This is a genomic window from Phreatobacter oligotrophus (assembly GCF_003046185.1).
Taxonomy (GTDB): domain Bacteria; phylum Pseudomonadota; class Alphaproteobacteria; order Rhizobiales; family Phreatobacteraceae; genus Phreatobacter; species Phreatobacter oligotrophus.
In genome coordinates, this window is the sequence record NZ_PZZL01000008.1 from 162,455 (window position 1) to 188,284 (window position 25,830).

Genomic DNA, 25,830 nt, shown 5'->3' on the forward strand with positions numbered 1-25,830 from the left:
AAGGGGCCATGCCCAGCCTTCCGTCCCGCCTTCCAATGCAGACCTTCGACGCGAACGGCGTCGAGATCGCCTATTTCGACACCGGCGCGGGCGAGCCCGTGCTCTGCATCCACGGCTTCGCATCGACCGCCCATATCAACTGGACCTATCCGGGCTGGGTGGAAACGCTCACCAAGGCCGGCCGGCGCGTCATCGCGCTCGACAATCGCGGCCATGGCGCGTCGCAGAAGCTCTATGATCCTGCCGCCTATCACACGACGCTGATGGCGGAGGATGCCCGCGCGCTGCTCGATCATCTCGGCATCGCGCGGACGGTGGTGCTCGGCTATTCGATGGGCTCGCGCATTACCGCCTTCCTGGCACAGCGACATCCGGACCGCGTCTCTGCCGCGATCATGGGCGGCCTCGGCATCAAGCTGATCGACGGCGTCGGTCTGCCGGAGACCATCGCGGAGGCGCTGGAGGCGCCGACGCTGGAGGAGGTCACCGACCCGCAGGGTCGGATGTTCCGCGCCTTCGCCATGCAGACCCAGTCCGACCGCAAGGCTCTCGCCGCCTGCATCCGCGGCTCGCGCAACCTGATGACGGCGGACGAGGCGGCATCGATCCGCTGCCCGGTGCTGATCGCGGTGGGCACCAAGGACGCCATCGCCGGCCCGCCGGAGCCGCTGGCCGCGATCATCCCAAAGGGGGAGGCGCTTTCCATCCCGGACCGCGATCATATGCCGGCCGTCGGCGACAAGGTCTTCAAGGCCGGCGCGCTGGACTTCCTCACCCGCATCGGCGTCTGAGCCGCTCGCGCCACCCGGATTGCCGCATGTCCCTGCAGCCCCGCCAAGCGACCTTCCTCGGCCATGCCGGGAACCGCCTCGCGGCCGATCTCTACGGCCAGGGCCCGCAGGTGGCATTGCTGCTCCATGGTGGCGGCCAGACCCGCCATGCCTGGCGGGCAACGGCCCGGCGGCTCGCCGAACGCGGCTTCACCGCCGTCTGCGTCGACCAGCGCGGCCATGGCGACAGCGAATGGGTCGCGGGCGGCCATTACAGCTTCGCCGATTTCGGCCGTGACGCCGTGGCGCTCGGCCGCCAGGTCGAGGAGCGCTTCGGCGCCAAGGCTGCCGCCATCGGCGCCTCGCTCGGCGGCATCGCCTCGCTCCATGCGCTGGGGCATGAGCCCTGCTTTTCCTCGCTCATCCTCGTCGACATCGTGCCGCGGATGGAGGAGCAGGGGGTGCGGCATGTGCAGGGCTTCATGCGCGCCCACGCGGCAACCGGCTTTGCCACGATCGAGGAGGCGGCGGAATCGGTCGCGGCCTACCTGCCGCATCGGCGGCGGCCTCCCTCGGTCGAGGGCCTGAAGAAGAACCTCCGGCTGAAGCCGGACGGGCGGTGGTACTGGCACTGGGACCCGGCCTTCCTCGATGGCGGCCGACCGGTCGACGGCGAGCGCGCCACCATCGTCCAGCGGCTCGAGGACGATGCCCGCCGCCTGACCGTGCCGACCCTTCTGGTGCGCGGCGCCTCCTCCGACATCGTCTCGCCGGAGAGCGTCGAGGCCTTCCTTGCCCTCGTGCCCCATGCCCGTTTCGTCGATGTCGGGGGGGCTGGCCACATGGTCGCCGGCGACAAGAACGACGTCTTTGCCGAGGCGATCCTCGACTTCCTCAGCTGAGGCCGGGCTTCCCGTTCTGATTCAACTGCATCCGGAAATGCGAGTCGCATCAGGGGCCTGCGCCCTGCGGCTCAAGCTGCGATTCTGATTCAGGGCGGCTCTTCATCCTCTGATTCAGATTCGGCCGGGCGGCCCAAGTCGGTGGCCCGGCGCGCGCGGAACCTGACGCGCCGCGGAAGCACTGGAAACAATTCGACCGCCGCGGCGGAACGGGCAGGCAGTCTGGGCGGGGTATCCAACGACCATTCCAAGGAGACGCCCCATGGTCCGCACCGCCCGCATCGCCGCCGCCCTCGTCCTCTCCACCGGTGTCCTCGGCGGCGTCGCCGCGCAGGCCCAGCAGGGCATGCCGGGCGTGCCGCCCTCCGTGCAGCAGGAGATCGATCGCGCCCTGTCGCGGGTTCCCGAGGCGCACCGTCCCGCCATGCCGGGTCGCCCGGCCGCTGGCCAGCCGCAGGCCGGCACGCCGGATGTCGACAGCTTCATCCGCTCGGCCGGCGCCAATGCCTCGCGGCGGGTGTCGGTCGGCTTCGAGAACAAGACGCCCTACAAGGCGCTGGTCATCCAGTTCGCCCCGGTGGGGTCGGGCGCCTGGGGCGAGAACCGCCTGCGGCGCGAGACGCTCAATCCCCGCGCCATCATGTCGTGGCCGCTGAACACCACCGAGTGCCGCTACGACGTGCGCATCACCTTCGCCCTCGGCAACGAGTTCGTGCGCCTCGACCATGACTTCTGCGCCCAGGACAAGATCGAGGTCACCAGCCCCGAGCCGACCGTGGCGCCCCTGCCGGCGCGCCCCGGCGTCGCGCTCTTCCGGGTCGTCAATCGCTCGAACGAGAAGATCGCCGTGCTGCGCGTGACGCCGGTCGGGGCCGCGCGCCCCCAGCCGGACCTGCTCGGCATCTGGATGATGGAGCATGGCGACACCTATACCGGCCGTGTCGCCCGCGGCGGCAACTGCCTGTACGACGTGCGTGTCGGCTTCGATCCCGAGGATACGCAGGGCGTGACCCTGGCGCGCCAGAACCTCTGCGAGACGCCCGAGCTCGTGGTGCCGGCCCGCCGCGCCACGGGCGGCTGAGCCGGCGCGCCCTCCACAGCGCGGACGTCCCGCCGCTTTGACTTCGGCCCCCGACGCATGGCACACGGCCCCATCAGCCCGAATGGAGTTCACGCCGTGGACCGTAGCGAGATCACGAAGCTTCAGGACTATCTGCGCCGCAAGTTCGGCAACCAGTCCATCAAGCTGCAGCCGAACATGCGCCGCAAGGAGATGGTCGAGGTCATGATCGGCGACGAGCAGGTCGGCACGCTCTACAAGGACGTGGATGACGGCGAGACGTCCTACACCGTCACCATCTCGATCCTCGACATCGACCTCGAGGAGGAGTGAGGCGACCGGGCGGTTAACCCTTCCTTAAGGATTTGCCGCCCGCCTCTTAACAGAACCCTAATGACGCGATACCGATTGGGACGAGGGCGGTTGGCCCTCGCGTCAGGTCGGGTTCCGCGTCATGTCCCAGGGCAGCCTGCAGCTTTTTCATTCGCTCGCGCTCGGTTTCGCGATCTCGGGCCTTCTCGTCAGCGTCTACCGGGCGCTGGCCGACAAGCCCGCGAGTTTCCGGCTCCTGCAGGGCGGCGGTGTCGCCGCGGTGCTGGCGGTGCCCTTCCTCGCCTTCGCCGCTCCGGTCATCATCGTCCGCAACACGATCCGCGGCCGCCGGATCGAGAACCGCCGGTTCGAGTTCGTCTTCCTCGCGACGTTCATCGCGCTGGTCTGGAGCCTGATGTCGGGCCGAGTCCTGACCATGGTCCTGCGCGGCCTCGGCTTCTGACGGCGCGACTGCCCGTCCTTCGCCCCCCTTCTCAATCCCCGGCACCGCGTGCCATAGCTCCGGTCAACGACAACGACCGGAGGATGCCATGCCGCTCTATGCCTTGGACGGGATCGAACCCAGCCTCCCGGTGGATGGCCGCTTCTTCGTCGCCCCCGACGCCCATGTCATCGGCAAGGTGCGGATCGCCGCCGATGTCGGCATCTGGTTCGGCGCGGTGATCCGCGGCGACAACGAGCTGATCGATATCGGCGAGGGCACCAACATCCAGGAAATGTGCATGCTGCACACCGATCCCGGTGCGCCCATGACGATCGGGGCGGGCTGCACCATCGGCCACAAGGTGATCCTGCACGGCTGCACCATCGGCACCAACACGCTGATCGGCATGGGCTCGACCATCCTCAACCACGCCAGGATCGGCAATAACTGTCTCGTCGGCGCCAATTCGCTGGTGACCGAGGGCAAGGAGTTTCCCGATAATTCGCTGATCGTCGGATCACCCGCCCGCGCCGTGCGCACGCTCGACGACCAGGCCATCGCGCGCCTGAAGCTCTCGGCGGCGAGCTATGTGAAGAACGCCCAGCGCTTCAAGGCCGGCCTGAAGCCGATCGGCTGAGCCGCGCCATGGCTGGCCAGATCGACTTCTTCTACGAGTTCGCCTCGACCTATTCCTATCCCGCCGCGATGCGGATCGGGGCGGTGGCGGCGCGCGCCGGCGTCACCGTGCGCTGGCGGCCCTTCCTGCTCGGGCCGATCTTCGCGTCAGCGGGCTGGACGACTTCGCCCTTCAACCTGATGCCGGCCAAGGGCCGCAACATGTGGCGCGACCTTGAGCGCATCACCGAAGGCCTCGGCCTGCCGTTCCGAAAGCCCGATCCCTTCCCGCAGAACAGCCTCACCGCTGCCCGCATCGCCACGGCGCTGGCCGACGACGGCAAGCGCGCCGCCTTTTCGCGGGCGCTCTACGCCCTGGAATTCGGCGAGGGCCTGTCGATCAGTGATCCGGAGGTCCTCGGCCGGGCGCTGGAGACCGCGGGGATCCCCGCCGCGCCGGCCATCGCCATGGCGGGCGGCGAACAGGTGAAGCTGGCGCTGCGGGCGACGACGGAAGAGGCCATGGCCAAGGATATCTTCGGCGCGCCGAGCTTCATCACGCGGGATGGCGAGCTGTTCTGGGGCAATGACCGCCTCGAGCAGGCCATCGAGTGGGCCGCGCGCAACGGCTGATCGCCTGTCATCCCTCAAAAAAGGTGACGGCCGGCCCTCGTTCTGAGGTGCCGGCCGTCTGTTCGCGAACCCGGTCTTGGGGACGGGGAGGGGTGGGACGTGACCGAGGACGCGAAACTGGTGTTCAGCGGGTGGCGACGGAGGCCGGGGCGGTGCCCGGGCCGACGGTCACCCACAGGTTGGGGTCGACAGAGGACTGGCGCTTGACGAAGCGGTAGCCCGTCTGGTGCCAGAGGCGGATGTCGCTGGTCTCGTTGTCGAGGACGTAGTCGCCGCGATCGGTGCGAACCGTCAGCACGGCGTGGCCGTCACCCTGGCGGTCGCGGACGACCGTCACGAGCAGCGCGCTCTCGGGAAGCCCGGCCTCGACCAGCAGCTTCTTCTTGAGCAGAACGTAATCCTCGCAGTCGCCGCGCCCGGAGGTCGGGTAGGTCCAGACCTCCTCGCGGCCGTACTGGTCGATGTCGGTCACCGGCTCGATGGCGGTGTTCACATGCGCATTGATGCGAATGATGGTCGCCCAGGCCGTGCCGCCGGTGCGGATCACCTCGACCGAGCGCGGCCGGGTGCGGCATTCGGCCGGCATGTCGCGGCAGAACTGGCGCCAGCCGAGGGGCGCGCTGCTGGCGCCCTGTTCGCTCAGGTAGGCGAGGCGTTCCGGGCTGGCGGTCGCCTGACCGCCCAGTCCCGCCGCCGTCACCAGCGCCAGGGCGAGGCAGGCTGCGACTCCTGATCCTCCGCCCCGTCGCCGGGTGTCCGATCCCCACATGACGTGTCCCTCCGTCGTTGAGGCGACAGTCGCAGGCCGGATTTGCAGCGCGCTGAAACGAAAAGCCGGAATCCGCTGGATCGCGGAGAGGGTTCGTTCAGGCTAACAAGGGGTGGATTCACCTTCGGCGCCTTGAGGGGATGATTCATTCCCCGGGGGCAAGGTACTGATATGTCGTGGGTTTCGCGGTTGGGTGCAGCCGGAGTCCGACCGGCTGAGGCCTCAGGCGCCCGAAAGCCCGGGGTCGTCCGTTAACAGCGGCGGCTGTCCCGCCATGCCGGCCTTCACCACCGCTTCAGCATGTCGGACGATGCACTTCCGCAAGGGCAAAGCGCGCGCTTGGGATGACCATGCGTGAGGTGGTGCAGGGAGCGTGGGAACGGAGCAGCCGGTGCGGCTCAGCGCGGGATCGCGACCGGCTCGGAATTGGGATTGAGGTCGGCGCCGAGTTCCTGGGCGAGGGCCAGGATGGTCTCGATCGGCTGCTGTCCCGAGAATTCCACTGCCACGCCGCGTTCCAGCAGGCGCACGACTCGCGCCATGGTGCGCGAGATCTGGACGATGTCACCGGGCTTGAGGCCGTCGGCGCCGCCGATGGCCGCGCCCGACATGGAAATGTCGAGGACGCGCACCGGCACCTTCTCGCCGAGCGGGGTGGTGATGGTGGTGAAGGGATTGCGCGGAATGACGCGCTCGTGGCGGCGATCCTCGGGCAGGCCGAGGATCTGGCGGTTGGCGAGCCAGGTGAGCTGGTCGGCGAGCTTGTCGCGCTTGCGCAGCGAGGCCTCGATCGTCATCGAGAAGCCGGTCTCGGTGACGCGGACGATCATGCCCTCGATTCGGCCGATATGGTCGAGATAGGCGATGACCCGCTCACCGAGGCGGCCGACGACGGGCGCGACGATGGCGGCGCCACCCGGCGACATATCGATGACCTGGCACGGAAATTCGCGCCGGTCCGACAGCATGAAGCGGCCGAGGACGTCCACCCGCACACGCTGAAAGCGGCGGTTCTCTTCCGACGATGGTGCGGACAAGACTTTCGCGAGCGCTGACATGATCGGCGGGGTTCGAGGGCGAGCCAGCCGGAGAGTATCGGCGGAGCGTTAACGCAGTGTTGCAACGCAAAGTTTCAGGACGCAATGCCGCCCTGGATGAGCCGCAGGGCTGGTTTCGCGGCAAAGGCGTGGGAGCGCGGCTGGATCGTCGCGTCGGCGGCAAGCGCCTCGGCGCCGCGGGCGGTGGGCCAGAGCAGCGACAGGGCGCCGATCTCCAGCTTGGCGATGCCGTCCCGACCTATCCACCAGGGCAGATCGGTGCCCGTGATGGTGCCGATCATCCGCGCGCCGAGGCGGCCCCGGTGGACGAGCGGCAGAAGCGTCATCTCCAGATCGACATCGCGGCCGATGGTGCTGGTGCCGGTGACGGCAAGGCTGAGGCCCGCCTGGGCGGCGAGGGCGTCGGACAGGCCGCGATGGAATGCCTGGCGGCCGAGCTCGGTAAAGAGCGCGGTGAACGATTCGCCCTTCATCTCACGGGCGAAGAGGCTGCAGATGCGCGACCCGGCGAGGCGATAGGGCAGGGCGCCGGTGAGGTCGCCCTCAAGGACGAAGGTGTCGCCGAGGATCGGGCCGATGGCGCGCGGGTCGATGTCGGAGCGCTCGGGCGCCGGGCGTCCGCCACGCAGCGAATCCCAGTAGGCGAAAAGCGTGGTCCCCGCGGCGTGGGTCATGATGGGCCTCTCCTGTGCCGTTCCGGGACGGATGGGCTCCGTCGCGGCGTTCTCGGGGCAGAGGTCGCAGAGGCCGTGCCAGCGGCGATGGGAAGGGCAGGGTTAACGATCGGTGAAGGGGGTAAGGTTAACCAAGCGTTTCGATTGCGGCCGCCGGCGCCGCGTGGTTCCGTCGGGGCGTTCCACGATTTCGGAAGGCGGGTGCTGACTCCCCCGCCGACCGCGACACTTTCAGGCTTCTCCTGGGGACATGAGGAGATGGAGACGTGACCATCGGGGCCGGTTCGCCGGTCCCCACGCTCCCGCCGGGGGAGGCCGAAAGGTCTCCCCCTCTTTTTTTGCCCGAGGCAGCGACAGGCCGCGCTCTCGACTCAGGGCCCGCCGAGGCTCTAGTGAGACCTCCCGCATCTTCCGGCATCCGTTCCTTGTCCCAGCGCGAACCGATCCTCAACGTCCCCGGCATCGTCTCGCTGCTCTGCGGCGCCATGATCCTCATTCATGCGGTGCGGCAGTACGTTCTTGACGAGGATGCCGACCGCGAGGTGCTGCTGACCTTCGCCTTCATCCCCGCCCGCTTCGAGGGCTCGATCGCCGGCACCTTCTTCCCCGGCGGGGTCGCGGGGGACATCTGGACCTTCGTCACCTACGCCTTCCTCCACGCCGACTGGACCCATCTCGGCCTCAATGTCCTGTGGTTCCTGGTCTTCGGGTCCGCCGTGGCGCGGCGTTTCGGGGCCGGGCGGACGCTCCTGTTCTTCATCGCCACCGCGGCGGCGGGCGCGCTTGGCCATCTCGCGGCGGTCGGCACGGCCTTCGTGCCGGTGATCGGCGCCTCCGGTGCGGTCTCCGGCTTCACGGCGGCGGCGCTGCGCTTCGTCTTCGAGATGGGCGGCCCGCTCGGGGCCATGCGGGCGAATGGCGAGGAGGCCTACCGCATGCCGGCGCTGCGGCTCGTCGACATGGTCCGCAACGGACCCGTCATGGGCATGGTCGCGGTCTGGGTCATCGTCAACGTCGCCTTTGGCGCCATGAGCCTGCCCATGCCCGGTTTCGAGGGCCAGATCGCCTGGCAGGCGCATCTGGCGGGCTTCGCAGCGGGGCTGCTGCTGTTCCGCTTCTTCGATCCGGTCCGCGACGAGGTCCTGCCCGCCTGAGGCCGCCGGCCGTATTGTGCGGCGCACTTCTGCCGTCTTGTTTCGTCGCCTGTGCCATCCGATGATCGCCCTCCGGGTGACCGGGACCTGACAGGCGGGGCGGCCCGCAGGGACGCGCCCCTCCGCAACCGGAGGCGCAGATGAACGTGAAGAGCATTCTCGACGCCAAGGGCCGCGCGGTGGCGACCATCGCCCCCGGGGCCACGCTGGCGGACGCCGCCCATCTCCTCGCATCGAAGCGCATCGGCGCGATCGTGGTGACGGGCCCAGGCGACACGGTCGCCGGCATCCTTTCCGAGCGCGACATCGTGCGCAGCCTGTCGGAACGGGGCGCAGCGGTGCTGGACCGCACGGTCGGGGAAACCATGACGCGCAAGGTCGTGACCTGTTCGGAGGCCGAGACGCTCGACCGGCTGATGGAGATCATGACCGAGGGCAAGTTCCGCCACCTGCCGGTGACGGAAAACGGCCGGCTGGTCGGCATCATGTCCATCGGCGACGTGGTGAAGTGGCGGCTTGCCGAGATCGAGAGCGAGCACGCCGCGCTCAAGGAGTATGTGATGAACGCCTGACCCGCCGGGGTCAGGCCACCGCCTTCAGCGCCTCGGCGAGATCGGGAAGGATGCGCTCGGCTGCCTCCTCGCCGAGCGCGATGGCTTCCGCCGCGCGGTGGAACTCGAAGAGCCCGATCTTCGACAGGCGCGGGCCGATCAATACGTTCGGCGGGTCGCCGGCGAGACGCTGGCGGGCGATGCGTTCCTGCGTGGCATTGAAGGCCTTGGCCATGACGGTGGGGATGCCCGGCGCGCGCGCCATGGCGATGCGCGGATCCATGCCACCCGCCGGGGCATCGAGCGACAGGCCGGCGCGCAGCGGACGGGTCAGGGCGCGGCCGATGCCGCGTCCGAGGCCCCGCCCGATCCCGCGGCCGAGATTGACCATGGCGGTGACGCGCGGGCGGCGCTCGACGAGCGGCAGGGCCTCGTCCTCGGGGCTGGTGCCGTGGTCCTGGATGACGGTCGCCCGCCCCAGGGCATCGGCGTTGAGGCTTACCGCCACGACGAGGCGGGCGCCCAGCGCCCGCGTCACCGAGACGGGCACGGGGTTGGAGAGCGCGCCGTCCATCAGCCAGCGCCCGCCGATCCGCACCGGCGGCAGGATGCCGGGCAGGGCGTAGGAGGCGCGCAGCGCCGTCATCAGCCGCCCGCGGGTGAGCCAGATCTCGTGGCCGGTGCCGATCTCGGTCGCGACTGCCGTGAAGCCGATGGGCAGGTCCTCGATCCGCGTCTCGCCGATCTCGCGCTCCAACAACTGGGCGACGCGGGTCCCGCCCATGAGGCTGCCGCCCGAGATGGCGATGTCGACGAGCGAGATCACGTCGCGCCGCTTCAGCGACAGCGCCCAGTCGGTGAAGGCGTCGAGCTTGCCGGCCGCGTAGAGCCCGCCGACCGCCGCACCGATGGAGGTTCCGGCGATCACGTCGGGCTCGTAGCCCGCCCGCACCAGGGTGCGGATGACGCCGACATGGGCGAGGCCGCGCGCCGCGCCGCCGCCGAGCGCGAGGCCGATGGTCGGCCGCGGTGGCGGCGTCAGCGTGCTCTCGGCGAAGTCGGAGGGCTCGGTCGCGGCCCGGCGGCGAAGGCGCAGCATGGATCAGAACGCCGCCCGCAGGCGCTCGGCATCGCGCGGCACGAGCCGCACGGCCTCGAGCGGGCCGCCGGTGGGAATGGCGCGGTAAAAGCAGGTGCGCCGGCCGGTGTGGCAGGAGCCGCCATCGCCGCCGACGGTCACCTTCATCCAGACCGCATCCTGGTCGCAGTCGATGCGCATCTCGACGATGCTCTGGATCTGGCCGGACGTGTCGCCCTTGTGCCAGATCGCGCCGCGCGAGCGCGACCAGTAATGCGCTTCGCCGGTTTCCACCGTGAGGCGGAGGGCCTCCTCGTTCATGTGGGCGACCATGAGCAGGTCGCCGGTGGCGGCATCCGTCGCGATGGCGGTGATGAGGCCGTCGGCGCCGAAGCGGGGGAGGAGGCGGTCGCCTTCCTCGCGCTCCTCCTTGGTGGGCGGCGGAGGCGATCCGGGGGGGCAATCGGCGCACATCGGCGAATGTCCTGCACAAAAGGCTGAAGTCGGCACTCCTTCTAGCGCGGCCCTGTGGACAAACCCAAGGGGATGGCGCCCGGGCGGTACCAACCGGCCACCGCGTCAAGGTTAACGAATGCTTCCGCTCGTCCCGGCGCTCCCGGCTCACTACCTTGTCGGCCTCACCCCCGGAGGCCCCCATGAGCGAGCAGAGAGACCTTTTCTCGACGTCCGTCCTTGCGGACCAGAGCGAACTGAAGGCGCATGCCGCACTCTACGAGGCGCGCGAGGCTGCCGGCAGCCCGCCGGAACAGCCGGCCATCATCACCGCGCCGCCGCGCGTCATCCGGCAGGGCGGGGCGGCCGCCGCGCGGGCGCTGCGCGAGAAGCTGGTGGAAGAGCATCGCGCCGTCGTCGTGCAGGCGGCCGAGCGTTTCGCCGGCAAGGACGGCGGCATTCCCGCCCGCTCCATCCTGCGCTTCCGCCTGAGCGACCTGCCGCGCCTGATCCGGCCGGATCGCGACCCAGCGGCCCGCGACTGACGCGCCCGCGTCCCGACTTACCATTGCGGCGCGAAAGGCCCTGATGCTAAGAGGCCGGGTCCATTTCCTGTCCCACCGGGTGAAGTCTGCATGTCCGTCGACCAGGCGACCGTCCGGCGCATCGCGCATCTCGCGCGCATCGCCGTGACTGAAGAGGAGGTTCCCCATCTCCAGGGCGAGCTCAACGCCATCCTCGCCTTCGTCGAGCAGCTCAACGAGGTCGACGTGACCGGCGTCGAGCCGATGACCTCGGTCACGCCCATGGCCATGAAGAAGCGCCAGGACGTGGTCACCGATGGCGGCATTCCCGACCAGATCGTCGCCAATGCACCGGAGCGCGAAGGCCATTTCTTCGCCGTGCCGAAGGTCGTGGAGTAAGCCATGACCGACCTGACCCAGCTCACCATTGCCGAGGCCCTTGCAGGCCTGAAGACAAAGTCCTTCTCGGCGACCGACCTGACCCGCGCCTATCTCGCCGCCATGGAGAAGGGCCGCGGCCTCAACGCCTATGTGCTGGAGACGCCTGACAAGGCGCTCGCCATGGCGGAGGCCTCCGATGCCCGCATCGCCCGCGGCGAATTCGGCCCACTGGAAGGCATCCCGCTCGGCGTGAAGGACCTGTTCTGCACCGCCGGCACGCGGACGACGGCCTGCTCGAACATCCTGCGCAACTTCGTGCCGACCTACGAATCGACCGTCACCAGCAATCTGTGGCGTGACGGCGCGGTGATGCTCGGCAAGCTCAACAACGACGAGTTCGCCATGGGCTCGTCGAACGAGACGAGCTGTTTCCCGACGCCGGTCAATCCCTGGCGCCGGCAGGGCGCCAACGACACGACCCCGCTGGTGCCGGGCGGCTCCTCGGGTGGCTCCTCGGCCGCCGTTGCCGCCATGCTCTGCGCGGGTGCGACCGCCACCGATACCGGCGGCTCCATCCGCCAGCCGGCGGCGCTCACCGGCACGGTCGGCATCAAGCCGACCTATGGCCGCGTCTCGCGCTGGGGCATCGTCGCCTTCGCCTCCTCGCTCGACCAGGCCGGCCCCATCGCCCGCGACGTGATGGATGCTGCCTTGATGCTGCGCTCCTTCGCAGGTCCCGACGCGAAGGACACGACCTGCGTCGACCGCGCCGTGCCGGACTATGCGGCGGCGGTGGGCAAGTCGATCAAGGACATGACCATCGGCATCCCCCGGGAGTACCGGATCGACGGCATGCCGGCCGAGATCCAGAAGCTCTGGGATGAGGGCGCGCAGATCCTGAAGGATGCCGGCGCGAACATCGTCGAGATCTCGCTGCCGCACACCAAATACGCGCTGCCGGCCTATTACATCGTGGCGCCGGCCGAGGCCTCCTCGAACCTCGCCCGCTATGACGGCGTGCGCTACGGCCTGCGCGAGCCGGGCAAGGACATTGTCGAGCTCTACGAGAAGACCCGCGCCGCGGGCTTCGGCAAGGAGGTCCGCCGGCGCATCATGATCGGCACCTACGTGCTCTCGGCCGGCTATTACGACGCCTATTACGTCCGGGCGCAGCAGCTGCGCACGCTCATCAAGCATGACTTCGAGCAGGCCTATGCCTCGGGCGTCGATGCCATCCTGACGCCCTCCACGCCCTCGGCCGCCTTCGGCATCGGCGAGAAGGGCTCGGCCGATCCGGTCGAGATGTACCTGCAGGACGTCTTCACCGTCACGGTGAACATGGCGGGCCTGCCGGGCATCGCCGTGCCGGCGGGCCTCGACAACCAGGGCCTGCCGCTCGGCCTGCAGCTCATCGGCCGGGCCTTCGACGAGGAGACCCTGTTCTCGGTGGCGAGCGTCATCGAGAAGGCCAAGGGCCGCTTCCCCGTCAGCGACCGCTGGTGGGGCTGAGGCCATGATCCCCGCCCGGGCCGTCGCGATTGCTGCGCTGACGGTTTTCGGGTGGGTGTTCCTCGCCCTCGCGGGCCTCATGGCCATCTATGTCGGCCTGGCGGTCTGGGCCGGCGACCCAAGTTTCAAGATCGCCTATCTCGGCCTGTTCCTGCTGCTCGCGCTCGGTGCGGCCTTCGGCTGCCGGCACATGGCGCGCCGCATCGGCCGCTGAGGCCGATGGAGCCGATGGGTCGCCTTGGCTTGCGACCGCCTTTTGAACAGTAACTTAATGGTCGATGGGGATATTCGCACGGACCGGTTGTCCATGCGGAGCGTCACGTGTCCTCCATCCATCCCTCGCTCGACGCGCCCGTGGCGCGTGGCGCCGCAGCCCGCGCCCTGACGCTTCCGGTCTTTGCGGCGGCAATTTTCCTGTCCGCGTTCCTGCTGTTCTCGGTCCAGCCGCTGTTCACCAAGATGGTGCTCCCGGTCCTCGGCGGCACCCCGGCGGTCTGGTCGGTGGCGATGGTCTTCTTCCAGGGCGTGCTGCTCGCCGGCTATCTCTACGCCCATCTCCTCAACCGCTACCTCGGGCCTGGCCGGGCCGTCCTTGTCCACCTCGCGCTGATGGCCGCCGTCTTCGTCGTGGCGCTGCCGATCGCACTGGCGCCCGGCTGGGGGCGTCCGCCCGCCGATGGTGAGGCGTTCTGGCTGATCGGGCTCTTCGCGGCCTCGGTGGGGCTGCCCTTCTTCGCCATCGCCGGCAACGGGCCGCTGCTCCAGGCCTGGTTCGCGCGCAGCGGACATCGCGATGCGGCCGATCCCTATTTCCTCTATGGCGCGTCCAATCTCGGCTCGTTCCTGGCGCTGCTGTCCTACCCCTTCGTGGTCGAGCCGCTGCTGGTACTGAAGACCCAGTCGGCCCTGTGGAGCGGCGGCTTCGCCCTGCTCGCCGTGCTCATCGCCGCCAGCGGCGTGGTGCTGGCGCGGGGCGAGCGTCCGGCGGCGAGCGGCGTTGCGGTCGCGGCGGGGCCCGCGCCGGCCTGGCGCGACCGGCTCGCCTGGATCGGCCTCTCGGCCGTCCCCTCGGGCCTTCTCGTCGCGCTGACCGCACACCTCTCCACCGATGTCGCGGCCGTGCCGCTGCTCTGGGTGGTGCCGCTCGCGCTCTTTCTCCTGACCTTCGTCCTCGCCTTCCGCGAGGGAGGCGGGGGCCTGCACCGGGTGATGCTGGCCGTGCAGCCGCTGCTGCTGGCCGCCCTGGTCTTCGCCATGGCGCTCACCGCCAAGGTTCCCTGGCCGGTCGCAGCGGCGCTGCATCTCGGCTTCTTCTTCGTCGCCACCATGGTCTGCCATGGCGAGCTCTATCGCCGCCGCCCGGCGGCCGGCCACCTCACCGAGTTCTACGTCATGCTCTCGGCGGGCGGCGTGCTCGGCGGCCTCTTCGCCAGCCTTGCGGCCCCGGTGCTGTTCAACTCGATCCTCGAATATCCGATCCTGCTGATCGCCGCGGTCGCCTGCCGCCCCGGAATCGGCGCGGCGCTGGCGCGTCTCGGTCCGGTGCGTGTCGCCCTGGGCATCATCGCGCTCGTGGTGCTGGTGGTCCTGCAGGCCGTGACGGGCCTGACCGCCTCGACCCTGCCGATCCTCACCTATCTCCTGATCGTCGCCGGCATTGCCGCGTTGATCGTGCTCGGCCGCGAGACGCCGGCCCTGATGCTCACTGGCATCGCGCTGTTCTTCGCCCTGACCCAGGCGCCGGTCATGCCGACGGGCACCCTCGCGCGCGAGCGCTCCTTCTTCGCCGTGCACGAGGTCAAGGTCACGGAGAACGGCCAGGGCCATCTGCTCGTCCACGGCATCACCGTTCATGGCGCCGAGCGCGTGCGCCACCCCGACGGCACTGCCGTCACCGGCCGCCCCGAGCCGGCGAGCTACTATCACCGCGCCGGCGCCTTCGCCGACGCCATCACCGCCTTGCGCGCCACCCGCGGCGGCGGTCCGCTCAAGGTGGCGGTGATCGGCCTCGGCGTCGGCTCGCTCGCCTGCTACCGGCAGGAGGGCGATGCCTGGACCTTCCTCGAAATCGATCCGGTGGTCGTCCGTATGGCGCGCGACGCCCGTCTGTTCGCCTCACTCGGCCGCTGTGCGCCCGATGCGCCGGTGGTCATCGGCGACGGCCGTCTGACGCTTGCCGACCAGTCCGGCCGCTTCGACCTCATTGTCGTCGACGCCTTCTCCTCCGACGCGATCCCGGTGCACCTCCTCACCGAGCAGGCCTTCGCGACCTATCTCGGCAAGCTCGCGCCCGATGGCGCGCTGGTGCTCCACATCACCAACCGCAACATGGACCTGCAGCCCGTCGTCGCGGCCTCGGCAGCGGCGCATGGCCTGACGGGTGGCGTGCGGGACGCGGTGGTCGAGGGCTCGGTGCGTGAGACGCTCGCGGGCACGGCGCGGGTGACGATGGTGGCCCGGCGGCCGGAGCATCTGGGCCCGGTCGCGACGGACCCGCGCTGGCAGCCGCTGGCCGTTCCGCCAGGCTTCCGCGCCTGGACCGACGACTATTCCAATATCGTCGGGCCGATCCTGAGGCGCATCGTGGCCCCCTGAAGCGGCGACGCCCGCATTTGCGCGAGCATCGCCGCGGTCCGGGCGCAACGGGATGCGCCGCACGGACCCAGTTCGGGCAGCAGGGGGGGAGCCACCCTGGCGGAGGGGGAACCGCCTGTGATCAATTACGCGGGCTGGTTGGTGCCGGATGCATCGCCGGCGAAAAAAGTTTGGCGCCCGTGACCGCCGGTCGCATCCGATGGCGGGTCCGTGGTGTAGAACCCTTGACGGCATGGTCGGGGAGGCCCCGGGGGCGACGATGGCGGCGACGACGGTTGATCTGAAGGAGGCGCTCGCGGCCTGTGCGGCCGGCGACCGGGCTGCCCTCCGGGCGATCTATGAACGCGAATGTGCAGCGATGATCGGTGTCGCTGCGCGGATCGTGAAGCGGCGTGAGCTCGCCGAAGAGGTCGTGCAGGAGGCCTTCGTGCGGATCTGGCGCAATGCCCATCGCTACAATCCCGAGCTTGGGCCACCGCGCGCCTGGCTCTATGCGATCGTCCGCAACCAGGCGATCAACATCCTCAGGAGCGGCCGGCGCGAGGATCTCGTCGACGAGGTGCCCGAGGACGTCGCCTCGGCCGTCCAGGCCCATGCGGCCGCCGAACGAATCCCCGAGGGGCAGGCGCTGCGGCGCTGCCTCGAAGGCCTGGAGGTGCGCCGCCGCACCAGCCTGCTGATGGCCTATGTGGACGGCTTCTCCCATGGCGAGATCGCGGGGCGCCTCGGGCTGCCGCTGGGCACGGTCAAGGCCTGGATCCGCCGCTCGCTGGTCCAGCTGCGGGAGTGCATGGGATGACCGACGACCTTCTCGCCGATGCCGGTGAATATGTCGCCGGCCTGATGAGCGCAGAGGAGGCCGAGGCCTTCGAGCGGCGTCTGGCGGTGGATGCCGATGCGCGCCGCGCCGTCGGCGACTGGCGGGCGCGTCTCCTGGCGCTCGACGAGACCGCAACGCAGATCACCCCCTCCGACGGCCTCTGGCCGCGGATCGAGGCGGCGATCGGAACCGCGCCCGCCGGCGCGCCCGCCGCACCGGGCCTTCTGGCGCGCATCTGGAACGACGTCACCACGCTGCGCTGGGCCTCGCTTGCGGCGGCCGCCGCCGCGGCCCTGTTCGCCGTTCTGCTGGTCACCCAGCCCTTCGGTGGCGGCGCGAAGCCGGTGGTTGTGGCGGTGCTCACCGCGCCGGACACCCGCGAGGCCGGCGCCATTGTCGAAGCTTTCGCCGATGGCCGGGTGAGGGTGGTGCCGCTCCGCGCCATTCCCGTTCCGGAGGGCCGCACCCTGCAGGTCTGGACGCTGTGGGACCGCCAGGTCGGCCCGCGGTCCGTCGGACTCATGCCGGCAGCGCGCCAGCAGGACTATGCGACGAGCGGCATGCCGCGCCCGGCCGACCAACAGCTCTACGAGATCACGCTGGAACCGGCTGGCGGCTCGCCGACCGGCCGGCCGACCGGACCGATCCTCTATGTCGGCCGCGGCTCCAGCCCGCTCTGAGGCCCCGCAGGCGGCGAGCCTATTGCCGTCCGCCGCCCTATTGGCTACCCAGTCCGCTTCACGGATACCGTCGGGACCGCCGCTGCCATGACCGCCCATGCCAATCCGAAGAACCTCATCCCCGGCGCCACCGGCGACTGGGAGGTGGTGATCGGCCTCGAGATCCACGCGCAGGTGGCCTCCAACGCCAAGCTGTTCTCGGGCGCTGCGGTTGGCTTCGGCGATGCGCCGAACGCCAATGTCAGCCTCGTCGACGCGGCCATGCCGGGCATGCTGCCGGTGATCAACGAGGAGTGCGTGCGCCAGGCGATCCGCACCGGCCTCGGCCTGAAGGCGCGGATCAACCACCGCTCGGTCTTCGACCGGAAGAACTATTTCTATCCGGACCTCCCGCAGGGCTACCAGATCAGCCAGTACAAGAGCCCGATCGTCGGCGAGGGCGAGGTCACGGTCGACCTGACCCCCACCGAGAGCATCAAGGTCGGCATCGAGCGGCTGCATCTCGAACAGGATGCCGGCAAGTCGATCCACGACCAGCATCCGACGCTGTCCTATATCGACCTCAACCGGTCCGGCACGGCGCTGATGGAGATCGTCTCCAAGCCGGACCTGCGCTCGGCGGACGAGGCCAAGGCCTATGTGACGAAGCTGCGCACCATCCTGCGCTATCTCGGCACCTGCGACGGCGACATGGAGAAGGGCAACCTGCGCGCCGACGTGAACGTCTCGGTGCGCAAGCCCGGCGATCCCTTCGGCACGCGCTGCGAGATCAAGAACGTCAACTCGATCCGCTTCATCGGCCAGGCCATCGACTACGAGGCACGCCGGCAGATCGGCATCCTCGAGGATGGCGGCAAGATCGACCAGGAGACGCGCCTCTACGACGCGGCCAAGGGCGAGACCCGCTCCATGCGCTCGAAGGAAGAGGCGCATGACTACCGCTACTTCCCCGATCCGGACCTGCTGCCGCTTGAGTTCAGCCAGGCCTATGTGGACGAGCTCGCTGCCCACCTTCCCGAACTGCCGGACGCCAAGAAGGCGCGCCTGATCGCCCAGTACGGCCTCACCCCCTACGACGCCTCGATCCTGATCCTGGAGAAGGAGAGCGCCGACTTCTTCGAGGCCGTGGCCAAGGGCCGCGACGGCAAGACGGCGGCCAACTGGGTCATCAACGAGCTGTTCGGCCGCCTCAACAAGGAGGGCAAGGACGTCACCGCCTCGCCCGTCACGCCGGACCAGATCGGCGGCATCATCGACCTGATCCAGGCCGGCACCATCTCCGGCAAGATCGCCAAGGACCTGTTCGAGATCGTCTTCACCGAGGGCGGCGACCCCGCAGCCGTCGTCGAGGCGCGCGGCATGAAGCAGGTGACCGATACCGGCGCCATCGAGAAGGTCATCGACGAGGTCATCGCCGCCAACCCCGACAAGGTCGAGCAGGCCAAGGCGAAGCCGACGCTGCTCGGCTGGTTCGTCGGCCAGGTGATGAAGGCCTCGGGCGGCAAGGCCAATCCGGGTTCGGTCAACGAGATCCTGAAGGCCAAGCTCGGGATCGAGTGAGGGGCGCTCCGGCGCCGGTGTGAGCAAGGCGCGGGGCAGCATCTGATGGCGGGTCTGTGGACGCAGAACATCGAGCGGGACCCGCGCTATCGCGGCGCGGCCGAGGTGCTTGAAGCGGCCGGCTACGCCATCACCATCGCCGACGGCCTCGTCGAGATCGAGAACGAGGAGAGCGGCGATCGCCAGCGCTTCCGTGCCCGCAAGGAGCTGCTGGCCTTCGCGAGCGCCATCGCCGCCGGCGAACAGCCCCAGCCGGTGAAGCGGAGTGCGCCGATCCGCAACGGGCAGGGATTCGGCGGGCGCCAGCCGCGCCCCGAGGCGCGGGACAGTGATCCCCCGCCTGCCGAGAAAGAGCCCGAGCTGGACCTCGCCAAGCTGAAGGCGCTGTGCCAGGCGCTTGTCATCGAGCGCGATGCCTGGAAGGCGCGGGCGCAGATCCGTGAAACGGCCGCAGCGGCGGAGCCGTCCGGCAGTGACGAGAAGTACCGAGCCCTGAAGAAGTTCATCGCGCGGGAATTCCATCCGGACAATGTCCGCGCCGACGGGATCGAGCGTCTGGTGCGCACCGAGGTGTTCAAGACGATCTGGGCCCATATCGAGGAGATCGAGCGCGCCGGTCGCTCCTGATCCGCGGCCTCGGTCCGCCGAATGGCAGCAGTGATCCTCTCCCCCTTGCGTTAGGGCAAGCAGCGCTGTTCCATCCCGGTCCCCGAGGGAGGAACAATCATGTCGAAACGCTTCACGCTCAGCGGCTTCTGGCTGTCCGGGCCGACCTACAAGGTCGGGCTCATGCTCAGCCTGTGCGGCGAGGACTTCGCCTATCATTCGGTCAACCTGCGCGCCGGTGAGCACAAGAGCCCGGCCTTCCTCGCCAAGAACCGCTTCGGCCAGGTGCCGGCGCTGGAGGATGCCAAGTCCGGCATGGCGCTCTGCCAGTCGGCGGCGATCCTCGAATATCTCGCGGCAGAGCTCGGCAAGTTCGGCGGCGAGGGCGCCTGCGGCGCGGCCCAGGCGCGCGAATGGATGTTCTGGGACTTCGACCGCCTTGCCGCCCCGATCTATCGCCTGCGGGCCCAGCGGGCCGGCTTCCGCACGTTCACCCAGCCGATCGTCGAGATGTATTTCGCCGAGGCGGGCGCGGCCCTGAAGGTCCTCGAGGAGGCGCTGGGCAAGACCCTCTGGCTCTGCGGCTCGCAGCCGAGCATCGCTGATATCGACGTCTATGGCGTCGTCGCCTATGCGCCGCAGGCGGGCTTCGACATTGCCGCCTATCCGGCGATTTCCGCCTGGACCAAGCGGATGGAGGCCCTGCCGGGCTTCATCGGCATCAATGACCTGCCCAAGGCGACCCAGGCGTGACCACCGGTGCAGGCGTGAGTGACGCCGTCGATCTGCGCGAGGCGACCGCGGCCGACGTGCCGCGGATCGCTGCGCTCATCGCCATGGGCGACGCCAAGAAGCCCATGGATGCGGCCACGGCCGAGGCGGAAGGGCATCACCCCGCCTATGCCGAGGCCTTCCGCCGGGTCTCGGCCTCGGAGGCGAACCACCTGTTCGTCGCCGAGCAGGGCGGGCGCATCGTCGGCACCTACCAGCTGACCGTCCTGCCAGGCATCGCCGAGCGCGGCCGCACCCGCGGCAAGATCGAGAGCGTGCATGTCGATCCGGCCCTGCGCGGGTCTGGCATTGGCGCGGCGATGATGCGCCACGCCATCGTCACGGCGCGGGAGAAGGGGATCGGCCTCGTCGAGCTCTCCTCGAACAAGAGCCGCACCGATGCCCACCGCTTCTACGAGCGGCTCGGCTTCGCCAAGAGCCACGAAGGCTTCAAGATGGCGCTGGACTGAGGCCGGTCAGCCGCGCTGGCGGCCCCGGCATTCCGGCAGGAAGGTCCGCCAGGTCTTGCCGGCGGCCTGCAGCCGCGCCTTGTCGCGCCGCCATTCCGCGCCGCAGGTGCGCATGATCTGGTCGTTGCGGAGCTGCGCCGCAGACCGCGGCCGCCGGGTCGTCTGGCCTGACCCGCCGGAGGTCGTCGTGGTGGCCTCGGTGGAGGAGGCGCGGCTGCGGCTGGCGCGGCTCTCCTGCGCGGCCGCGAGGTCGACGGTGAGCACGAGAGCGGCGAGGGCGGCGAGAACGGGAAGTCGCATCGGAATCCTCCTGGGCGAATGGACGTCAGCCTCTGCCGTTTAACCCCAACCCGGCATGAACGTCCTTCCGGTTGCAGTGTCATGTCGTTTTGCAACCGAGCCAATGCGGCATTGCACGGATGAGGCGGAACGGCTGACCTGTACGCCGACGGCGCCCGTGCTAGCTTGGCGCCGCGGTCGCCGAGGCGGCCGGTTGCCCCGGAGAGATCCATGAGCGAGCGCCCCATCGACCTGCACTTCTGGCCGACGCCGAATGGCTGGAAGATCACCATCATGCTGGAGGAATGCGGGCTGCCCTACCGGGTGATCCCGGTGAACATCGGCAAGGGCGACCAGTTCAAGCCGGAATTCCTCGCCATCGCCCCCAACAACCGCATGCCCGCCATCGTCGATCCGGACGGACCGGGCGGCGAGCCGATCTCGGTCTTCGAGTCGGGCGCGATCCTGATGTATCTCGGCCGCAAGACCGGCAAGTTCTATCCGCAGGACGAGCGCGGCCGCGTCGCCGTCGAGGAATGGCTGATGTGGCAGATGTCGGGCTTCGGGCCGATGCTCGGCCAGACCCACCACTTCCGCATTTATGCGCCCGAAAAGATCGACTACGCCATCGAGCGCTACACCAAGGAGGCGAACCGCCTCTACGGGGTGCTCAACCGCCGTCTCGAAGGGCGCGACTATATCTGCGGCGACTACACCATCGCCGACATGGCCTGCATCGGCTGGGCCAAGCTCTGGGAGCGCCAGGGCCAGGACATCGCCCAGTTTCCGAACGTGAAGGCCTGGATCGACCGGATGCTGGCGCGCCCGGCCGTGCAGCGCGGCTTCGCGGTCAACAAGGAAGACCGCACCAACGCCGCCGTGACTGATCCCAACGCCCGGGCGGTGCTGTTCGGGCAGACGGCGCGCTGACCGCGCGCCGCCCGGCATCCCGTCAGTTGACGCGCGTCCAGGTCTGGCTGCGGCAGACGAGGCCGCCGAGGACGCAGCCCGACAGGCTCATGCTGTCGGCGCTCGGCATGGTCATGCGGCCGCTATAGGTCTTGCCGTCCTGGAAATTGTAGAGCGAGCCCTGCCAGGCATTGGCGCCGGCCGGGCGCATGGTGATCATGCGGATGCCGACGAGGGCGCGGTTGCGCAGGGACGAGTTCTCGTTCTTCTCGTCGGTGGTCTGGCCACGCACCGCGACGATGGTGCCGCAGATCTGACCGCCGCAATCGGCGAAGCGCACGCGGGTATCGCCGGACTGGCTGACGAAGGTGCCGGTGGGGCTCTGGGCGGCGGCCGGCAGGGCGACGAGGGTGGCGAGGAGCGCCAGGACGGGGCGTGTGGTCATGCGGTGTCTCCCGTGCCGCCCTCTGCGGGGCGGGCGCGGGCGAGAGTGAAGCGGCCGGGGGGCAGCGTCCACTCGGCCGTCCGTCGATGGGACGATCGTTCACCGTCTCGTAGCGTTAATCCATCGTTGACCTATGGGAAGCAAACTCGCCGCCATTGGGTCAACCGCGGCCGCCCCCCGGGCCGTGCAGTCATGGGAGATCATGCGATGACCGTGATGTTCCTCGCCGAGGCGGATGCCCCGTCGATCGTGCCGGAAGAGCTGGAGAACCGGCCGCCGCGCGAACTCGGCACGCTCTATGCCGCCGGCCGCGTCGTGCCGCGCGACCTCGTCGCCGCCCATATGTGGTTCAACATCGCGGCGATGCGCGGCGACCGCGAGGCCGCCGTGCAGCGCCAGGAGGTCGCCGCCGAGATGAGCCGGGACGAGATCGCCCAGGCGCTCGGCTGGGCGCGGGCCTGGCTCGATTCCAAAGGTCCGGTGACCGCCTGATCAGGCGGCCGCCAGCCGGGCGCGTTCCTTCTCGACGTCGGGCAGGAAGATCGTGAGAAGCCCGATGGCGGGCAGGAACGAGCAGATCCAGTAGACGAATTCGATGCCGCGCAGGTCGGCGATCTGGCCAAGCACCGCCGCGCCGAGCCCGCCCATGCCGAAGGCGAAGCCGAAGAAAAGGCCGGCGATCATCCCGACCTTTCCCGGCACCAGTTCCTGCGCGAAGACCAGGATGGCGGTGAAGGCCGAGGCCATGACCAGGCCGATGATGCCGGTGAGGATCGCCGTGCCGACGAGGTTGGCGTAGGGCAGGGCGAGGGTGAAGGGCAGCGTCCCGAGGATCGAGGCCCAGATCACCGGCTTGCGGCCGAAGCGGTCGCCGATGGGGCCGCCGAGCACGATGCCTGCCGCGAGTGCGCCAAGGAAGATGAACAGCAGCAGCTGCGCGTCGCGCACGGACACGCCGAACTTCTGGATGACGTAGAAGGTGTAGTAGCTCGACAGGCTCGCCATGTAGACGTACTTCGAGAAGACGAGGCAGCCGAGAACGACCAGCGCACCGATGACCGTGCGGCGGTGCAGGGCAATGGGCTTTGCCGGCGCCGGCTTCTTCGCCTGCGCCGCACGATGGCGGGCATACCAGCCGCCGACCCGCACCAGGATCAGCATGCCCGTGAGCGCCAGGACGCCGAACCAGGCAACGCTCTCCTGGCCGCGCGGCAGGATAATGAAGGCGGCCGCGATGGGACCGAGCGCCGTGCCGGCATTGCCGCCGACCTGGAACAACGACTGGGCAAGGCCGTGCCTGCCGCCCGAGGCGAGGCGCGCCATGCGCGAGGATTCCGGGTGGAAGACCGCCGAGCCGAAGCCGACGAGGCCGGCTGCGAGCAGCAGGAACGGAAAGCTCGTCGCATAGGCGAGCAGCAGCAGGCCGCAGAAGGAAAAGGCCATGCCGGCCGCCAGCGAATAGGGCAGCGGGTGCCGGTCGGTGTAGAGGCCGACGAGCGGCTGGAACAGCGAGGCGGTCGCAGAGAAGACGAAGGCAATGAGGCCGATCTGGCCGAAGCTGAGGTCGTAGTTCGCCTTCAGCACCGGGTAGAGCGCCGCCACCAGCGACTGCATGACATCGTTGAGGAGGTGGCAGAGGCTGAGCGCCGCCAGCACGCCGAAGGCGGTGCGGTCGGCGGCGGGCGGGGCCGCCACGGCGACGGGTGTGCTGGTCACGCGGGCTCCTGGGGCGAAGCGCCGCGTTCTCGATGCACGGCGTCTTGCCCAATTGGGCGGCAGAAGCCCGGCGCGGTCAATGGGTGGCCGGCTTGGCCGCCCTGCAACGGCGTGAGAGCTGCCGCCGCTTCGCGCGTCAGTTGACCTGCCGCACAGCGCCCTTCGCGGCGCTGGTGGTGAGGGCCGCATAGGCCTTCAGCGCCGTGGTGACCTTGCGCTTGCGCGGCGCCTCAGGCTGCCAGGCCGCCTTGCCTCGGGCCTCCATGGCTGCGCGGCGGCGGGTCAGCTCCTCGTCGGAGACACGGACATTGATCGACCGGCTGGGGATGTCGATGTCGATCATGTCGCCCTCCTCGACCAGGCCGATGGCGCCGCCCTCGGCCGCTTCCGGCGAGGCGTGGCCGATGGACAGGCCAGAGGTGCCGCCGGAGAAGCGGCCGTCGGTGACGAGGGCGCAGGCCTTCCCCAGGCCCTTCGACTTCAGGTAGCTCGTCGGATAGAGCATTTCTTGCATGCCGGGGCCGCCGCGCGGACCCTCGTAGCGGATGACCACCACGTCGCCGGCCTTGATCTTGTTGGTGAGGATCGCGTCCACCGCCGCGTCCTGGCTCTCGAAGATGCGAGCGGGACCGGAGAAGGTCAGGATCGAGGCGTCGACGCCCGCCGTCTTCACGATGCAGCCGTCGAGGGCGATGTTGCCGAAGAGCACGGCGAGGCCGCCATCCTTCGAATAGGCATGCTCGGCAGAGCGTATGACGCCCTTCTCGCGGTCGAGGTCGAGCTCGGCGAAGCGGCGGTTCTGGCTGAAGGCGGTTTGCGTCGGAACGCCGCCGGGCGCCGCCGAATAGAAGGTGTGGACGCTCTCGGCATCCGAGACCTTCACGTCCCAGCGGCCGAGGGCCGCTGCGAGGCTCTGCGAATGCACGGTCGGCACCGACGTGTTGATGAGGCCGGCGCGGTCGAGCTCGCCGAGGATCGCCATGATGCCGCCGGCGCGATGGACGTCCTCCATGTGGACGTTGGCGACCGAGGGCGCGACCTTGCAGAGCACCGGGACCTTGCGCGACAGGCGGTCGATATCGGCCATGGTGAAGCCGATCTCGCCCTCATGGGCCGCCGCCAGCAGATGCAGGACGGTGTTGGTCGACCCGCCCATGGCGATGTCGAGCGTCATTGCGTTCTCGAAAGCCGTGAACGAGGCGATGGAGCGCGGCAGGACGCTGGCATCCTCCTGCTCGTAGTAGCGGCGGGCGAGATCGACGATGAGGTGGCCGGCCTCGACGAAGAGGCGCTCGCGGTCGGCATGGGTGGCGAGCACCGAGCCGTTGCCGGGCAGGGCCAGGCCAAGGGCCTCGGTGAGGCAGTTCATGGAATTGGCCGTGAACATGCCGGAGCAGGAGCCGCAGGTCGGGCAGGCCGAGCGCTCGATGACCGCCACCTCCTCGTCGGAGACGTTCTCGTCGGCAGCGGCGACCATAGCGTCGACGAGGTCGACCTTCTTCAGCACGCCCTCGGCGATGAACTTGCCGGCCTCCATCGGGCCGCCCGAGACGAAGACGGTGGGGATGTTGAGGCGCATCGACGCCATCAGCATGCCGGGGGTGATCTTGTCGCAATTGGAGATGCAGACGAGCGCGTCGGCGCAATGGGCGTTCGCCATGTACTCGACGCTGTCGGCGATGATCTCGCGCGAGGGCAGGGAATAGAGCATCCCGTCATGGCCCATGGCGATGCCGTCATCGACAGCGATGGTGTTGAATTCCTTGGCCACGCCGCCGGCCTTCTCGATCTCGCGGGCGACGAGCTGGCCCAGGTCCTTCAGGTGCACGTGGCCGGGCACGAACTGGGTGAAGGAATTGGCGACCGCGATGATCGGCTTGCCGAAATCGCCGTCCTTCATGCCCGTCGCGCGCCAGAGGCCGCGGGCGCCGGCCATGTTGCGGCCATGGGTGGAGGTACGCGAGCGATAGGCGGGCATGGTCGTTTCCGGGCTGGGAGAGTCTTCTGGTCGGGCGCGAGCGCCCGTTGGCCAGCCTTTAGCCGTTCCAGGGAGGCAGGAGAAGGGGCGGGACGTCGCGGCCGTCATCCCGT

The 25,830-nt window shown here is 69.3% G+C and carries 31 protein-coding genes; 22 read left to right on the top strand and 9 right to left on the bottom strand.

All coding sequences use genetic code 11. From position 1 onward, the window contains the following. Positions 1-35: 35 nt before the first annotated feature. From C8P69_RS17635 to C8P69_RS17665, 7 genes are all read left to right on the top strand, one after another. Positions 36-791 (top strand): alpha/beta fold hydrolase, encoded by a 756-nt coding sequence (locus tag C8P69_RS17635; RefSeq protein WP_108178747.1) that lies wholly within the window; start codon positions 36-38, stop codon positions 789-791. Between the two features lie 26 nt (positions 792-817). Beyond that, positions 818-1,672 carry an alpha/beta fold hydrolase gene (locus tag C8P69_RS17640; RefSeq protein ID WP_108178748.1) on the top strand — a complete coding sequence of 285 codons (855 nt, stop codon included), beginning with the start codon at positions 818-820 and terminating at the stop codon, positions 1,670-1,672. A gap of 262 nt (positions 1,673-1,934) precedes the next feature. Beyond that, a complete protein-coding gene (locus C8P69_RS17645; protein WP_108178749.1) occupies positions 1,935-2,753 on the top strand; it encodes a hypothetical protein in 819 nt (272 codons plus the stop codon). A gap of 96 nt (positions 2,754-2,849) precedes the next feature. Then, the gene (locus C8P69_RS17650; RefSeq protein WP_108178750.1) at positions 2,850-3,065 is read left to right on the top strand and encodes a DUF3126 family protein; all 216 of its coding nucleotides are present in this window, start codon (positions 2,850-2,852) and stop codon (positions 3,063-3,065) included. Positions 3,066-3,186: 121 nt separating this feature from the next. After that, positions 3,187-3,507, top strand: coding sequence for a DUF6949 family protein (locus C8P69_RS17655; protein ID WP_108178751.1), 321 nt, complete (start codon positions 3,187-3,189; stop codon positions 3,505-3,507). Positions 3,508-3,595: 88 nt separating this feature from the next. Further along, positions 3,596-4,126: a gamma carbonic anhydrase family protein gene (locus C8P69_RS17660; protein WP_108178752.1), complete on the top strand. Its 531-nt coding sequence runs from the start codon at positions 3,596-3,598 to the stop codon at positions 4,124-4,126. An 8-nt stretch (positions 4,127-4,134) separates the two neighbouring features. Beyond that, the gene (locus C8P69_RS17665; RefSeq protein WP_108178753.1) at positions 4,135-4,737 is read left to right on the top strand and encodes a 2-hydroxychromene-2-carboxylate isomerase; all 603 of its coding nucleotides are present in this window, start codon (positions 4,135-4,137) and stop codon (positions 4,735-4,737) included. Positions 4,738-4,861: 124 nt separating this feature from the next. On the opposite strand, the gene C8P69_RS17670 is transcribed toward C8P69_RS17665, so the two are convergent. The 3 genes from C8P69_RS17670 to C8P69_RS17680 all read right to left on the bottom strand — a co-directional run bounded on the left by C8P69_RS17670 (position 4,862) and on the right by C8P69_RS17680 (position 7,238). Next, the gene (locus C8P69_RS17670) at positions 4,862-5,506 is read right to left on the bottom strand and encodes a transglutaminase-like cysteine peptidase (RefSeq protein ID WP_108178754.1); all 645 of its coding nucleotides are present in this window, start codon (positions 5,504-5,506) and stop codon (positions 4,862-4,864) included. A gap of 398 nt (positions 5,507-5,904) precedes the next feature. Further along, a complete protein-coding gene (locus C8P69_RS17675; protein ID WP_108178755.1) occupies positions 5,905-6,564 on the bottom strand; it encodes a PilZ domain-containing protein in 660 nt (219 codons plus the stop codon). 74 nt (positions 6,565-6,638) lie between these two features. Next, positions 6,639-7,238, bottom strand: coding sequence for a PAS domain-containing protein (locus C8P69_RS17680; RefSeq protein WP_108178756.1), 600 nt, complete (start codon positions 7,236-7,238; stop codon positions 6,639-6,641). A 425-nt stretch (positions 7,239-7,663) separates the two neighbouring features. Here C8P69_RS17680 and C8P69_RS17685 point away from each other — a divergent pair, with 425 nt between their 5' ends. Further along, on the top strand, positions 7,664-8,392 hold the full coding sequence (locus C8P69_RS17685) for a rhomboid family intramembrane serine protease (RefSeq protein ID WP_245902110.1): 729 nt from the start codon (positions 7,664-7,666) through the stop codon (positions 8,390-8,392). Positions 8,393-8,532: 140 nt separating this feature from the next. Beyond that, positions 8,533-8,964, top strand: a complete 432-nt coding sequence (locus tag C8P69_RS17690) for a CBS domain-containing protein (RefSeq protein ID WP_108178757.1) — start codon at positions 8,533-8,535, stop codon at positions 8,962-8,964. Between the two features lie 10 nt (positions 8,965-8,974). Here the strand turns inward: C8P69_RS17690 and C8P69_RS17695 are convergent, their stop codons facing one another. Both C8P69_RS17695 and hisI read right to left on the bottom strand, forming a co-directional pair. Then, on the bottom strand, positions 8,975-10,042 hold the full coding sequence (locus C8P69_RS17695) for a patatin-like phospholipase family protein (RefSeq protein WP_108178758.1): 1,068 nt from the start codon (positions 10,040-10,042) through the stop codon (positions 8,975-8,977). 3 nt (positions 10,043-10,045) lie between these two features. Then, positions 10,046-10,495: a phosphoribosyl-AMP cyclohydrolase gene (gene hisI / locus C8P69_RS17700; RefSeq protein ID WP_108178759.1), complete on the bottom strand. Its 450-nt coding sequence runs from the start codon at positions 10,493-10,495 to the stop codon at positions 10,046-10,048. Between the two features lie 182 nt (positions 10,496-10,677). On the opposite strand from hisI, the gene C8P69_RS17705 reads away from it, so the two are divergent. From C8P69_RS17705 to C8P69_RS17755, 11 genes are all read left to right on the top strand, one after another. Next, positions 10,678-11,019: a hypothetical protein gene (locus C8P69_RS17705; protein WP_108178760.1), complete on the top strand. Its 342-nt coding sequence runs from the start codon at positions 10,678-10,680 to the stop codon at positions 11,017-11,019. A gap of 90 nt (positions 11,020-11,109) precedes the next feature. Next, positions 11,110-11,397 (top strand): Asp-tRNA(Asn)/Glu-tRNA(Gln) amidotransferase subunit GatC, encoded by a 288-nt coding sequence (gatC, locus tag C8P69_RS17710; protein ID WP_108178761.1) that lies wholly within the window; start codon positions 11,110-11,112, stop codon positions 11,395-11,397. A gap of 3 nt (positions 11,398-11,400) precedes the next feature. After that, positions 11,401-12,888: an Asp-tRNA(Asn)/Glu-tRNA(Gln) amidotransferase subunit GatA gene (gatA, locus tag C8P69_RS17715; RefSeq protein ID WP_108178762.1), complete on the top strand. Its 1,488-nt coding sequence runs from the start codon at positions 11,401-11,403 to the stop codon at positions 12,886-12,888. A gap of 4 nt (positions 12,889-12,892) precedes the next feature. After that, complete coding sequence (locus C8P69_RS17720) at positions 12,893-13,102, top strand: hypothetical protein (RefSeq protein WP_108178763.1); 210 nt, start codon at positions 12,893-12,895, stop codon at positions 13,100-13,102. 107 nt (positions 13,103-13,209) lie between these two features. Further along, positions 13,210-15,483: a fused MFS/spermidine synthase gene (locus tag C8P69_RS17725; protein WP_245902111.1), complete on the top strand. Its 2,274-nt coding sequence runs from the start codon at positions 13,210-13,212 to the stop codon at positions 15,481-15,483. Between the two features lie 259 nt (positions 15,484-15,742). Continuing rightward, entirely contained in the window at positions 15,743-16,282 is a 540-nt protein-coding gene (locus C8P69_RS17730; RefSeq protein ID WP_108178764.1) for a sigma-70 family RNA polymerase sigma factor, read from the top strand. Further along, the gene (locus C8P69_RS17735; protein WP_108178765.1) at positions 16,279-16,983 is read left to right on the top strand and encodes an anti-sigma factor; all 705 of its coding nucleotides are present in this window, start codon (positions 16,279-16,281) and stop codon (positions 16,981-16,983) included. The genes C8P69_RS17730 and C8P69_RS17735 overlap by 4 nt, the downstream gene beginning before the upstream one ends. An 87-nt stretch (positions 16,984-17,070) precedes the next feature. Further along, entirely contained in the window at positions 17,071-18,543 is a 1,473-nt protein-coding gene (gene gatB, locus C8P69_RS17740) for an Asp-tRNA(Asn)/Glu-tRNA(Gln) amidotransferase subunit GatB (RefSeq protein ID WP_108178766.1), read from the top strand. A gap of 45 nt (positions 18,544-18,588) precedes the next feature. Beyond that, positions 18,589-19,170, top strand: a complete 582-nt coding sequence (locus C8P69_RS17745; protein WP_108178767.1) for a hypothetical protein — start codon at positions 18,589-18,591, stop codon at positions 19,168-19,170. A 99-nt stretch (positions 19,171-19,269) separates the two neighbouring features. Next, complete coding sequence (locus C8P69_RS17750) at positions 19,270-19,902, top strand: glutathione S-transferase family protein (protein ID WP_108178768.1); 633 nt, start codon at positions 19,270-19,272, stop codon at positions 19,900-19,902. Positions 19,903-19,916: 14 nt separating this feature from the next. Next, a complete protein-coding gene (locus C8P69_RS17755) occupies positions 19,917-20,390 on the top strand; it encodes a GNAT family N-acetyltransferase (RefSeq protein ID WP_108178818.1) in 474 nt (157 codons plus the stop codon). Positions 20,391-20,396: 6 nt separating this feature from the next. On the opposite strand, the gene C8P69_RS17760 is transcribed toward C8P69_RS17755, so the two are convergent. Further along, positions 20,397-20,690, bottom strand: coding sequence for a hypothetical protein (locus tag C8P69_RS17760; protein WP_108178769.1), 294 nt, complete (start codon positions 20,688-20,690; stop codon positions 20,397-20,399). Positions 20,691-20,900: 210 nt separating this feature from the next. Between C8P69_RS17760 and C8P69_RS17765 the strand changes: the two genes are divergently transcribed. Beyond that, on the top strand, positions 20,901-21,599 hold the full coding sequence (locus tag C8P69_RS17765) for a glutathione S-transferase N-terminal domain-containing protein (RefSeq protein ID WP_108178770.1): 699 nt from the start codon (positions 20,901-20,903) through the stop codon (positions 21,597-21,599). A gap of 22 nt (positions 21,600-21,621) precedes the next feature. Here the strand turns inward: C8P69_RS17765 and C8P69_RS17770 are convergent, their stop codons facing one another. Then, complete coding sequence (locus C8P69_RS17770) at positions 21,622-22,023, bottom strand: DUF2147 domain-containing protein (protein WP_108178771.1); 402 nt, start codon at positions 22,021-22,023, stop codon at positions 21,622-21,624. Positions 22,024-22,230: 207 nt separating this feature from the next. Between C8P69_RS17770 and C8P69_RS17775 the strand changes: the two genes are divergently transcribed. Beyond that, the gene (locus C8P69_RS17775; protein ID WP_245902112.1) at positions 22,231-22,515 is read left to right on the top strand and encodes an SEL1-like repeat protein; all 285 of its coding nucleotides are present in this window, start codon (positions 22,231-22,233) and stop codon (positions 22,513-22,515) included. Here the strand turns inward: C8P69_RS17775 and C8P69_RS17780 are convergent, their stop codons facing one another. Then, complete coding sequence (locus tag C8P69_RS17780; protein WP_281260065.1) at positions 22,516-23,739, bottom strand: MFS transporter; 1,224 nt, start codon at positions 23,737-23,739, stop codon at positions 22,516-22,518. Positions 23,740-23,875: 136 nt separating this feature from the next. Further along, a complete protein-coding gene (gene ilvD, locus C8P69_RS17785) occupies positions 23,876-25,717 on the bottom strand; it encodes a dihydroxy-acid dehydratase (RefSeq protein WP_108178773.1) in 1,842 nt (613 codons plus the stop codon). Positions 25,718-25,830: the final 113 nt, after the last annotated feature.

What these genes read in the sequence shown, in the direction of transcription:
- C8P69_RS17645 (WP_108178749.1), top strand. Translation starts at nt 1,935, where the DNA reads ATGGTCCGCACCGCCCGCATCGCCGCCGCCCTCGTCCTCTCCACCGGT.
- C8P69_RS17695 (WP_108178758.1), bottom strand. Translation starts at nt 10,042, where the DNA reads ATGCTGCGCCTTCGCCGCCGGGCCGCGACCGAGCCCTCCGACTTCGCC.
- C8P69_RS17765 (WP_108178770.1), top strand. Translation starts at nt 20,901, where the DNA reads ATGAGCGAGCGCCCCATCGACCTGCACTTCTGGCCGACGCCGAATGGC.
- C8P69_RS17705 (WP_108178760.1), top strand. Translation starts at nt 10,678, where the DNA reads ATGAGCGAGCAGAGAGACCTTTTCTCGACGTCCGTCCTTGCGGACCAG.
- C8P69_RS17660 (WP_108178752.1), top strand. Translation starts at nt 3,596, where the DNA reads ATGCCGCTCTATGCCTTGGACGGGATCGAACCCAGCCTCCCGGTGGAT.
- gatB (WP_108178766.1), top strand. Translation starts at nt 17,071, where the DNA reads ATGACCGCCCATGCCAATCCGAAGAACCTCATCCCCGGCGCCACCGGC.
- ilvD (WP_108178773.1), bottom strand. Translation starts at nt 25,717, where the DNA reads ATGCCCGCCTATCGCTCGCGTACCTCCACCCATGGCCGCAACATGGCC.
- gatC (WP_108178761.1), top strand. Translation starts at nt 11,110, where the DNA reads ATGTCCGTCGACCAGGCGACCGTCCGGCGCATCGCGCATCTCGCGCGC.
- C8P69_RS17690 (WP_108178757.1), top strand. Translation starts at nt 8,533, where the DNA reads ATGAACGTGAAGAGCATTCTCGACGCCAAGGGCCGCGCGGTGGCGACC.
- C8P69_RS17675 (WP_108178755.1), bottom strand. Translation starts at nt 6,564, where the DNA reads ATGTCAGCGCTCGCGAAAGTCTTGTCCGCACCATCGTCGGAAGAGAAC.
- C8P69_RS17635 (WP_108178747.1), top strand. Translation starts at nt 36, where the DNA reads ATGCAGACCTTCGACGCGAACGGCGTCGAGATCGCCTATTTCGACACC.
- C8P69_RS17760 (WP_108178769.1), bottom strand. Translation starts at nt 20,690, where the DNA reads ATGCGACTTCCCGTTCTCGCCGCCCTCGCCGCTCTCGTGCTCACCGTC.
- C8P69_RS17665 (WP_108178753.1), top strand. Translation starts at nt 4,135, where the DNA reads ATGGCTGGCCAGATCGACTTCTTCTACGAGTTCGCCTCGACCTATTCC.
- C8P69_RS17735 (WP_108178765.1), top strand. Translation starts at nt 16,279, where the DNA reads ATGACCGACGACCTTCTCGCCGATGCCGGTGAATATGTCGCCGGCCTG.
- gatA (WP_108178762.1), top strand. Translation starts at nt 11,401, where the DNA reads ATGACCGACCTGACCCAGCTCACCATTGCCGAGGCCCTTGCAGGCCTG.
- hisI (WP_108178759.1), bottom strand. Translation starts at nt 10,495, where the DNA reads ATGTGCGCCGATTGCCCCCCCGGATCGCCTCCGCCGCCCACCAAGGAG.
- C8P69_RS17775 (WP_245902112.1), top strand. Translation starts at nt 22,231, where the DNA reads ATGACCGTGATGTTCCTCGCCGAGGCGGATGCCCCGTCGATCGTGCCG.
- C8P69_RS17670 (WP_108178754.1), bottom strand. Translation starts at nt 5,506, where the DNA reads ATGTGGGGATCGGACACCCGGCGACGGGGCGGAGGATCAGGAGTCGCA.
- C8P69_RS17730 (WP_108178764.1), top strand. Translation starts at nt 15,743, where the DNA reads ATGGCGGCGACGACGGTTGATCTGAAGGAGGCGCTCGCGGCCTGTGCG.
- C8P69_RS17680 (WP_108178756.1), bottom strand. Translation starts at nt 7,238, where the DNA reads ATGACCCACGCCGCGGGGACCACGCTTTTCGCCTACTGGGATTCGCTG.
- C8P69_RS17720 (WP_108178763.1), top strand. Translation starts at nt 12,893, where the DNA reads ATGATCCCCGCCCGGGCCGTCGCGATTGCTGCGCTGACGGTTTTCGGG.
- C8P69_RS17745 (WP_108178767.1), top strand. Translation starts at nt 18,589, where the DNA reads ATGGCGGGTCTGTGGACGCAGAACATCGAGCGGGACCCGCGCTATCGC.
- C8P69_RS17655 (WP_108178751.1), top strand. Translation starts at nt 3,187, where the DNA reads ATGTCCCAGGGCAGCCTGCAGCTTTTTCATTCGCTCGCGCTCGGTTTC.
- C8P69_RS17640 (WP_108178748.1), top strand. Translation starts at nt 818, where the DNA reads ATGTCCCTGCAGCCCCGCCAAGCGACCTTCCTCGGCCATGCCGGGAAC.
- C8P69_RS17770 (WP_108178771.1), bottom strand. Translation starts at nt 22,023, where the DNA reads ATGACCACACGCCCCGTCCTGGCGCTCCTCGCCACCCTCGTCGCCCTG.
- C8P69_RS17750 (WP_108178768.1), top strand. Translation starts at nt 19,270, where the DNA reads ATGTCGAAACGCTTCACGCTCAGCGGCTTCTGGCTGTCCGGGCCGACC.